The 331-nt window shown below is 58.3% G+C and carries 1 protein-coding gene; it reads right to left on the reverse strand.

The genetic code is table 11. The features are described 5' to 3' along the window. Positions 1 to 331, reverse strand: a 331-nt coding sequence (locus DB520_RS27455; protein WP_232835175.1) for a T9SS type A sorting domain-containing protein, incomplete at both ends; no start/stop codon positions are given.

The following is a 331-nucleotide window of genomic DNA, read 5'->3' on the forward strand; positions in this document are numbered from 1 at the left end:
GATCAAATGTTTTCGGTACACTCCGTTTTCTTCGGAGATCTGTAATATATATTGCCCGTTGGGAAGGTGGCCTGTGGGCACGCTTATCTTTGGGCCTTGGGCTTTTAGGGAAAGTACCGGTTCGAAGGCCTGGCTGATGATCTGGATCTCCACTTCGGGGCCCGGCTCCCCGTCCTTGGCGGCCAGGTTGGTGACGGTGACCTCCTCGTCCGCGGGGTTAGGGCTGAGGACATAGCTGCTCAGGGGGCAATTGGGCCCGCTGATAAAGCAGAAGGTGAAGGGGGTGCTGCCGCAGGGGTTGGTGGCCGCGCCGTTAAAGGAGAAAGGGAAG

Origin of the sequence: Pleomorphovibrio marinus, assembly GCF_003347495.1 — a bacterium.
Taxonomy (GTDB): domain Bacteria; phylum Bacteroidota; class Bacteroidia; order Cytophagales; family Cyclobacteriaceae; genus Pleomorphovibrio; species Pleomorphovibrio marinus.